This window comes from Candidatus Dormiibacterota bacterium (genome assembly GCA_036495095.1).
Classification (GTDB): Bacteria; Chloroflexota; Dormibacteria; order Aeolococcales; family Aeolococcaceae; genus CF-96.
The window spans coordinates 1-8,637 of sequence record DASXNK010000103.1; the positions used below are offsets into that span (position 1 = coordinate 1).

Here is an 8,637-nt window from a genome sequence, read left to right on the forward strand (position 1 = left end):
CGACTCGCTCCGCGACCTGCTCACCGGTCTCGGCGTCGAGGTGCGCGACGTCCGTGGCGGTGGAACCGAGTGGGACCTGCTGCCCCGGCCGGGGGTCACCGCGGGGTCGCGCTGACCCCCGCGCCGTGACCCCGCCGGTGACCGGCCGGTGGTCAGGGGATGCGGTAGCGCGGCTCGCCGGCGACCACGACCCGGGTCACCCGCCCCTCGGCGGCGAGCTTGTCGAGGTGGGCCTCGACGCTGCGCGAGGCGGCCGGGTGCAGCGCCACCGGGTAGGCGGCGTAGATCTCCGGCACCAGCTCGATCGGCGCCACCGGGCCGCCACGCTCGCGGAGCGCGCGCTCGACCTCGGCCTCGCGGGCGCGGCGGTGGGAGAGGTACTGCTCGATGAGCGCCATGGCGTCGTCGACCCGCGGACCGTGGCCGGGGTGGATCACCGCCGGCCGCAGCGCGCGCACCCGTTCCAGCGAGGCCATGTAGGCGGCCATGTCGCCGTCGGGTGGGTCGACCACGCTGGTCATGCCGCCGAGGATGTGGTCGCCGCTGTAGAGCACCCCGCCGTCGGGTTCGAAGAAGCAGAGGTGGTCGCCGCTGTGGCCGGGGGTGGCGACCACCTCCAGAACCACCTCGCCGGAGCGCACCCGCTCGCCGTCGCGCAGCGGCAGCGCGCCGTCGTCGCCGCGCTCGGGCTGGAGTGCGTGGACGCTGGCGCCGGTGCGCGCCGCCAGCTCGCGGGCCAGCGGGCGGTGGTCGGGATGGGAGTGGCTGAGGAGGATGCGCTCGATCCGCCCGCCCCGCGCCGCCGCCAGCACCGCCTCGAGGTGGCCGGCGTCGTCGGGACCGGGGTCGATGCAGAGCAGCCCCGGGCCGTCGCCGACCAGGTAGGTGTTGGTGCCCCTTCCGGTGTAGATCGACGGGTTGGGGGCGAGGATGAGCACCGGCTCGGTCATCCCCACGACTGTACCGCTCCGTCGGCGAGGGCGATCCCGAACCACACCCAGTTCTGCTCGTAGTAGTTGCGCGGGTCGCCGAAGTGGGCGGCGCCGTCGTGGCTGTAGGAGGCGAGCAGCACGTCGTGGAGCACCGCCTGCGCCGCCGCCGGGTCGGTGACCAGGAGGGCGCCGATGTCGCCGCCCACGGCGGTCGGGTCGGCGGCGCCGGCGAGGGCGCGGCCGTCGTGGCCGTACCGGGGGGCGAGGGCGTGCCGGGACGCCCAGTCGCGGAGCAGGGGGGTCGCCCCGGCGAGGTAGGCGCGGCCCTCGGCGGCCCCGTTCCAGAGCACGTCCACGGCCACTCGCCACATCGTGCGGAAGGCGTCGTAGCCGTAGATGTCGGGGTCGGTCATCCGCGGCGCCGCGCCCGCCCGGCCGCCGCCGTCGAGGGCGCACCAGTTGGGCGGCAGCCCGGCACTGCGCCCGGTCGAGAGCGGTGACGCGGTGCAGTCGCGGATCACCGCGTAGGCGGTGGGCACCAGCTCCGCCCAGGGGTGGGCGGGGTCGGCGCCGGCGAAGAGACGGTACGCGTACGGAGCCATGTACGAGGGGTTGACGATCAGCCCGGCGGCGCGGCTGCCCGGCGCCCAGCTGCCCGCGCTCAGGTAGGGGCGGCCGCCGGCGCCGGCGACGTCGTGCGCCCAGATCGACGCGAGCACGCCCCGCGAGCCCGACAGGTAGCCGGCGTCGGCCCAGCGCCGCGAGGCGAGGAGCAGCGCCAGGGCGATGTCCTCGTCGGCGTCGGCGGCGCTGTCGCGGCTGAGCAGCGTGTAGGCGCCGTGGTGGTTGTCGCCCCAGAGGAAGCCGAAGAGCCCGGTCTCGCGGACGCCGAGGTTGTCCCGGGTCCACCGCCAGGTCCGGTCGAAGGTGTCCCGGTCGCCGCTCCAGACCGCGCGCAGCAGCGCGTACGACTGGCCCTCCGAGGTGGAGACCCCGCCGCGCTCGGGGTCGACGACCCGCCCGTCACCCTGGATGAAGGCGGCCCGGTACCCCTGCCACGCCTCCTGGAGCAGCCCCGACTCGGCGGGGCCCGGCGGCGGCGTGGTCGCCGGCGCCGGCGGGAAGGTCGCGGCGGGGAGCCCGGTGGGCGCGGGGGCGGCGGTCCCCCGGGGGACCGCCGCCTGGCCGCAGCCCGCGGCGAGCAGCGCCGCCGCGCCCAGCGCCACCGCTCGGGTCCACTCAGGCATCGCCGTAGACGCGGACCGCACGGCTGGCGTCACCGAGGTCGCGTGCGGCCACGAACGGGGCGGTGCCGTCGAGGGTGAACGCCTCGGTCACCGGGCCTCCGATCGCCCCCGACCCGAGCTCGAGCTCGGACCGTGCGGGCACGTAGAGGCTGACCGGCGCCTCCCCGCCGCGGCGCAGGGTGACCGTCATCGCGAACCTGTTGGCGTTCTCCAGCGAGAGATGCGAGCTGCTCGCCATGTAGGGCAGCGCGGGCATGGTCCAGTGCGCGCGGCGCGCCGCCGGTGCGGCGGGCGTGCCCACCAGGGTGGCCAGCGTCCCCGGCGCCGAGGTCGTGGTCGCGAAGGGCTGCCGGGTGGTGGCGCCGAGGCCGCCGAGGGCGCGCAGCTCGGCGACGGTCAGCGGCCGGCTGACCTGCGCCGTGTCCTTCCCGGGGATGACGTCGTAGCGCACCAGCTGCACGTTCACCGCGCTGGCGCTGTCACCGGGCACGTTGCGTCCGAAGCGGCCGCCCTCGACCACCAGCCGGCCGGCGGTGTGGTAGTCGAGCCAGTGGCGGACCCGCTGGGTGGCGTCGGTGGCGGTGTCGAGGTCGAAGAGCGCCCAGAGGTGCTGGCGGCCGGTGGACAGCCGGGTCAGGTACTGGGCCAGCTGCGCGTCGCTCACCGTCGCCCCGGCGTCGGGCGGCGGGTAGGTGTACGCGGGCAGGTTGTTGTGGGCGTAGTAGAGGTAGGGGAACTGGGCGAAGCCGGCGTCGAGGAGCACCGCGTCGGTGGGCGCGGCGTGGTCCTCGACGTAGCCGACGAGGGTGGAGTAGCGCTCCTCGGCGGGGTTGAGGACGCTGAAGCTCTGGATCATCCAGCCGCCCACCAGCGCCGCGGTGAGCAGCGCCACCACGGAGGCGCGGACGTCGTGGCGGAGTGCCCGGCTCAGCGCCCGGGCGATCATCACGTAGAGCGCCGGGGTGACCACGATCAGGTACCGGGTCGAGAACACCGGCTTGGCCACCAGGGTCACGGCGATGGCGAGGAGCACCGGGACCAGCACGAGCAGCCAGAGCAGCCGTCCCGCCGACGAGATCCGGCCGCCGAAGACGCCGATGCCGAGCGCGACCAGCACCAGCAGCGGCCACGCCGCCACCACCTGCGACATCAGCGGGGTGGTGAGGTAGCCGGCGACCAGCTGGACCAGCGTGATCAGCGGGGTGTAGAGGGTGAGCGCGCCGAGCGTGGGGTCGGACGCGCCGTGGTAGTTGGCGACCACCACCAGCCCCCAGGGGAGCAGCGAGGCGCCGACCCCGACCACGCAGGCGAGCGCCACCAGGGTGCGGCGCCGGGTCTTCGGGCGGGTCTCGAGGAGGATGTACATCCCCTGGGCGAGCAGCACCAGGAGCGCGAAGTAGTGGGTGTACACGGCGAGCACCGAGCAGGCGGCGAAGCCGGCGAAGCGCCAGCGGTCGCCGGTGCGCAGCGCGGTGATCAGCAGCCAGGTGCCGAGGGTGACGAGCAGGAGGACGAACGGGTACATCCGCGCCTCCTGGGCGTGCCAGATCCAGATCGGCGAGACGGTGCCGAGCAGCGCCGCGATCAGGGCGACCCGGCGCCCGTACAGGGCCCTGGCGAGCAGGTAGAGGGCGGGGACGCAGAGGATGCCGGCCACCGCGCTGGGGAGCCGGAGGAGGTACACGTCGGTGCCCACCAGCCGCATCCAGCCGTGGAGGAGGAGCAGGTACGCGGGCGGGTGGACGTCCGCCGCGGTGGTGACGAAGAGCGAGGGTTGGACGCCGCCGATCAGCGGATGCGACGCGACCTGGATGCTCTGCGCCTCGTCGAGACGCAGGTCGTGGCCGCTGGGGAGGAGGCGGAGCAGCGCGGCGAAGCCGCAGAGCACCGCGAGGGTGGCGCGGGCCATCGGCGCGCTGCTCACCAGCGCCCGCAGCGGGTGGGTGCGGAGCAGCCGGTAGATGGCCCGGACCCGCCCGCTCGCCGCCGCCGGCATGGCCGGGACGGCGACCGGCGTCTGCGCCGGGGCGGGGGCGACGCGGTCGGGCGCGAGCGGCGGCCGGCGCCCGGCCACCACCGTCCTGGTGCGCCCCCTCCGCCGCGCCGTCCCGGTGCGCGGGCGGCTCTTCGGCCGCGGTGTCCCGGCGGCCGCCCCGCCTCCCGCGGCGGGGCGGCTCGGAGCCGCGGTCTCGGTCTCGGTCTCGGTCTCGGTCTCGAGGGGTGCGCTCACGCTCATGCCGCCACTCCGCTCGCCGCCTGCACCGGCTCGATGCGGCGGCGCCGCACCGGCTGGCTGGCGGCGGCCTTGACCACGCCCCGGAGCAGGGCGAGGTTGACCACGCACCAGCACTCGTTGCTCACCGTGCTGGCGCCGCCGTAGTGCAGCACGCCGTCGGCCATCGCCGCCAGCAGCACCGCCATCACCAGGAGCTGGGGCCACACCAGCCGGTAGAACGAGCCGTTCTGCCGGACCTTGGGAGTGACCACGAATCCCACCTTCCGGCCGGCGACCACCGAGGCGAGCGCGGACAGGTAGGTCGGGAAGAGGCCGAAGGACAGCTGGATCCCACGGAAGCGCAGGTTGCCGTCGTTGCTGTGGAGGAACACCACCAGCGAGATCGCCAGGTAGGGGAGGAAGTGGGAGACGAAGTCGGTCGTCGCCGCGCCCATCGGCTGGATCCCGAAGGCGAGGGCCAGGCAGGGAAGCAGCAGGTAGACGAGGCTCGAGAAGCAGGAGAGGTAGTGTGCCGCCGACCAGGCGTACTGGAGCCGCTGGCCGAGCCGGAGGCGGCTCCGCACGAGCCGGCCGGAGAGCAGCAGCTGGAGGTTGCCGCGCGCCCAGCGAAACTGCTGGGAGAGGTAGGCGGCCAGGTCCTCGGGAGCGAGGCCGTCGGCGACGATCTCGTTGACGTAGCGGGTCTTCCACCCATGCTCGTGGAGGGAGACGGTGGTGGCGGCGTCCTCGGTCACCGAGTCCTCGTCGAAGCCGCCGATCTGGTCGAGGGCGCCGCGCCGCACCACCATGTTGGTGCCGCAGCAGAAGCTCGCGTCGCAGCCGTCCTTCCCCTCGAGGATGGCCCCGAAGAAGATGTCCTGCTGCTCCATCGCACCGCCGGCGACGAAGCCGTTGCGCCGGTTGGCGTAGTGCTGGGGTGCCTGCACCACCGCCACCGCGGGGTCCGCGGTCCAGGGCATCAGCCGCTCCAGCATGTCCCGCCGGGGCACGTGGTCGGCGTCGAGCACGGCGATGAACTCGCCGCCGATCCGCCGCAGCGCGGCGTTGAGGTTGCCGGCCTTGGCGCCGCGGTTGCTCTTGCGGGTGAGGTAGCCGGCGCCGAGCCGCTTCGCCATGTCGGCGAACTCGACCCGTCGGCCGTCGTCGAGCAGCCAGGTGCGGTGGGGTCCGTTCATCGCCACCGCGGCGGCCACGGTCTCGGCGACCAGGTCGTAGGGCTCGTCGTAGGTGGTGATGAGGACGTCGACGTCCCACCCCGCCGGGTCGGACGGCGGCGCCGGCTGGGGTGCGCGCCGGTGCCAGATGCAGTGCCAGTAGCCGAGCACCTGGATGACGCTGAACAGCTGGGCGGCCATCAGCAGCCCGTAGAGCGGCGGGTTGCCGGCGTGCGACCAGTCGGCGAGCCAGATCAGCCACCAGCCGACCGAGAGCACGCCGGCCACCACCAGGCCGCGCATGACCCGCTGCGACGCGACCGCCGCCCGGCGGGGGGGAGCCGCGGGCGTGTCGCTCACCACCGGCGTGCCAGCATGCGGCGCAGCCGGGTGCAGGCGTAGGCACCGAGGCCGAGCAGGGTCGAGCCGGCCAGGACGATCGCGCCGAGGACCCCGGTCGCGGCCGGGCCGCCGCTGAGCAGCGAGGACCGCAGCGAGCCCCAGCCGGGGAGCGGGACCACCCCGCCGATGCCGCCGATCCGGGCGCCGATGCCGGCCAGTGGCGCCGAGGCGGCGAGGGCGAGCACCACCGCGGGCGAGCTGCCCAGCCCGGGTCCGGTGACCGGCGTGGTGTCGGGGTGGTGCGCGGCGGTCGCGGGATGCGGCGCCGGCGGCGCCTTCGGGGGCGGCGCGGGCTGGGCGGCGGCCAGGTGAGCCGCCGCCCTGGTGCCGGTCACCGGGGGTTGAGGCCGCTGGTGCGACCACGCCGGCGGCCACTGGCCGTCCTGTTCACCGCCCGCGGCGGGCTTCGGTGCCGGGGTGGGCTTCGGCGGTGGGGTGGGCCTCGGCGCCGGGGTGGGCTTCGGCACCGGGGTGGGTTGCGAGGCCGGACGGTGGCCCTGGTCCTGGTGCGAGCCGTTCCAGCCCTGGTCCTGCCAGTCGCCGCTGGTCTGGGAGCCTGGCGTCGCGTGTGCCGTCATCGCGCTGGTGCCGAGGAGCGCGCAGGCCACGGCCGACACGGCGGCGGTCTTGGTGAGCGTGCGGACAGTGCTGACCTTCGGTCTCATCGCTGCCTCCTGGTGGGGCGAACTGGGGGTTCGCGGGGGGGACCACCGCCGCTACCAGGTCAGCGGTGACACAAGGGTGTGAACGGAGGTTTTTGTGGTTTTCTTGCGCTTCGGTGCCCTCGGCAACTCGCCTGCCTGCCATGGGCATCCGCCACCCTCACGCGGCCGGAGGAGGCTCAGTCGAGCTGGTCGGGGCGGGGCAGCCGGCTGGGGATGCGGCCGGCGACCACGTCGCCGCGGCGGAACAGGATGTCGGCGACGGGGCGCGACCCGAGGTCGGCGGCGGCCGCCGCGGCGCTCGGCTGCTCGGCCAGCTCGGCGAGCAGGATGCGGGTCGGGGTCATCAGCACGGTGCGATCGTCGTGGTGGCGCCGGAGCAGCTCCGCGGGGTCGTGCCAGCCTCCGTGCGCCGCCTCCGCGGGGTTGGCCACCGGCTCCTGGCCGGGGGGCGCCGGGGCGAGGAAGAAGTACGTGTCGAAGCGGCGGGGGACGTCGGCGGGGGTGATGAAGTGGGCCACGTAGCGCAGCTGCTCGGGGGCGAGCTCGAGGCCGTGGCGGGGCAGCACCGCCGCCACCTCGGCGCCGCCGAGCAGCGCCGTCCGGGCGGCGTCGAGCGCCCCGGCGTCGCCGGCCCCGGGCGGCCGCCCCTCCACCCTGCCGAGGAGCACGCCGGTCTCCTCGAAGAGCTCGCGGACGGCGCAGAGGTGCAGGCCGGCGCCCCGGGCCACCCCCTCGGCGCCGTGGAGCCCGAGCCGGGCGGCGGCGGCGGCGCGGTCGAGGCCGGGGGCGAGGGCCAGCGCCGGCGCCGCCGAGTCGGCCTCGTCGAGCACCCCGCCGGGGAAGACGTAGGCGTCGGCGGCGAAGCTGCTGGCCAGGGGACGGCGGAGCATGTACACCTCGACCCCGCCGCCGGCGACGTCGCCGAGCAGGATCACCGAGGACGACAGCCGCGGCGTCACCGTCATCGGCTCAGCGGGCGACCACCGTCACCGTCCGGCTGAGCGGGGGCCCGATCGGCCGGCCCGCGTCGCCGGCGGTCAGCCGGACGTGGACGGTCCCCGGCCGCAGCGCCACCAGCCGGGCGCGGAGGCTGATCACCTCCTGGCCGCTGAGCTGGCCGCCGCAGGCCTGGCCGCCGCTGACCCGCCAGGTGTCGAGGCCCTGGAAGCGCACCTCGGGCAGGTCGACCACCCCGGCGGGCTCCAGGCCGACCAGCAGGCAGGTGTGCTTGATGACGCCGCCGCTGGTGTTGTCGAGGGCGAGCGGCTGCTCGACGCTGTCACCGACGGTGAGGCGCTCGGGGAGCTGCCCGGAGACCTCGGCGCGGGGGACGCCGCCGGTGGTGAGCAGCGGCACGATGGTGCCGAAGACGCCGCCGATGACGATCGCCGCGAACACCCCCACCAGCCAGACCTGGCTGGGCACGCGGCGCAGCTGGGCGAGGGTGCGGCGAGGGGCGCCGGCGACCGAGGCGAGGCCGCGGGTGGTCAGATCGACACCGGCGGGCGGTAGCCGCCGAACACCTCGCGGAGGCTCCCGCAGATCTCGCCGAGGGTGGCGTAGGCCCGCACCGCGTCGAGGATCGGCGGCATCAGGTCGGCCGACGGGTCGCGAGCGGCCGCGCCGAGCGCCTCGAGGCTGGCCCGGACCGCAGCGCCGTCGCGGGCCGCACGGTGCGCGCGGAGCCGCTCCAGCTGCTCGTTCATCGCCCGCATGTCCGGCCGGAAGATCGGCGTCGGGTCGGCCTCGTCGGTCTCGGTGTGGCGGTTCACGCCGACCACGACCTTCTCGCCGCTCACCACCGCCCGCTCGGCACGGTAGGCCTCGGACTGGATCTGCTCCTGCATCCACCCCGACTCGATGCAGGCGACGGCGCCGCCGCGGCTGTCGATCTCGGCGATCAGCGCCGCGGCCCGGCGCTGCAGCTCGTCGGTGAGCGCCTCGACGTAATACGAGCCGCCGAGGGGGTCGACGGTGGCGGTGACCCCGATCTCCTCGCCG

The 8,637-nt window shown here is 75.4% G+C and carries 8 protein-coding genes; all 8 read right to left on the reverse strand.

Annotation, left to right across the window (positions count from 1 at the left end; genetic code table 11):
- Positions 1-152: 152 nt before the first annotated feature.
- Positions 153-950 carry an MBL fold metallo-hydrolase gene (locus tag VGL20_10600; GenBank protein HEY2704129.1) on the reverse strand — a complete coding sequence of 266 codons (798 nt, stop codon included), beginning with the start codon at positions 948-950 and terminating at the stop codon, positions 153-155.
- Positions 947-2,179, reverse strand: a complete 1,233-nt coding sequence (locus tag VGL20_10605) for a glycosyl hydrolase family 8 (protein ID HEY2704130.1) — start codon at positions 2,177-2,179, stop codon at positions 947-949. The genes VGL20_10600 and VGL20_10605 overlap by 4 nt, the downstream gene beginning before the upstream one ends.
- Positions 2,172-4,415 carry a glycosyltransferase family 39 protein gene (locus tag VGL20_10610; protein HEY2704131.1) on the reverse strand — a complete coding sequence of 748 codons (2,244 nt, stop codon included), beginning with the start codon at positions 4,413-4,415 and terminating at the stop codon, positions 2,172-2,174. The genes VGL20_10605 and VGL20_10610 overlap by 8 nt, the downstream gene beginning before the upstream one ends.
- Complete coding sequence (locus VGL20_10615) at positions 4,412-5,929, reverse strand: glycosyltransferase family 2 protein (protein HEY2704132.1); 1,518 nt, start codon at positions 5,927-5,929, stop codon at positions 4,412-4,414. Before VGL20_10615 ends, VGL20_10610 begins: the two co-directional genes overlap by 4 nt.
- Complete coding sequence (locus VGL20_10620) at positions 5,926-6,636, reverse strand: hypothetical protein (GenBank protein ID HEY2704133.1); 711 nt, start codon at positions 6,634-6,636, stop codon at positions 5,926-5,928. Before VGL20_10620 ends, VGL20_10615 begins: the two co-directional genes overlap by 4 nt.
- A 176-nt stretch (positions 6,637-6,812) precedes the next feature.
- Positions 6,813-7,595, reverse strand: a complete 783-nt coding sequence (locus tag VGL20_10625) for an NUDIX hydrolase (GenBank protein HEY2704134.1) — start codon at positions 7,593-7,595, stop codon at positions 6,813-6,815.
- A 10-nt stretch (positions 7,596-7,605) separates the two neighbouring features.
- Positions 7,606-8,061 carry a hypothetical protein gene (locus VGL20_10630; protein ID HEY2704135.1) on the reverse strand — a complete coding sequence of 152 codons (456 nt, stop codon included), beginning with the start codon at positions 8,059-8,061 and terminating at the stop codon, positions 7,606-7,608.
- A gap of 62 nt (positions 8,062-8,123) precedes the next feature.
- The coding region (locus tag VGL20_10635; GenBank protein HEY2704136.1) for a methylmalonyl-CoA mutase family protein at positions 8,124-8,637 on the reverse strand (514 nt) is incomplete at its 5' end.